This is a genomic window from Vibrio sp. 10N.222.46.A1 (assembly GCF_041473595.1).
Taxonomy (GTDB): Bacteria; Pseudomonadota; Gammaproteobacteria; order Enterobacterales; family Vibrionaceae; genus Vibrio; species Vibrio tasmaniensis_A.
Genome location: NZ_JBFRSN010001700.1, coordinates 1 through 240 on the forward strand (window position 1 = coordinate 1; position 240 = coordinate 240).

1 pseudogene is annotated in these 240 nt (G+C 40.8%); it reads left to right on the forward strand.

Features of this window, described 5'->3' with window-relative positions:
- Positions 1-75: 75 nt before the first annotated feature.
- A pseudogene (locus AB4496_RS28935) lies at positions 76-240 on the forward strand (LysE family translocator); the annotation flags it as partial.

Here is a 240-nt window from a genome sequence, read left to right on the forward strand (position 1 = left end):
GACAGAGGTAGCTCCTTAGAAAGACAGCTCAACAAGCTAAACACTTAAATAAAAATAAGTCGATAAGGTAATAATATGGATAGCGCACTACTTTGGGCTTTTATTCCCACATTTTTCTTTGTGTCAATTACGCCCGGTATGTGTATGACCTTGGCGTTGACACTTGGAATGAGTGTTGGATACAAGCGTACATTATGGATGATGATCGGTGAATTGGCTGGTGTTGCGGTGGTTTCTATC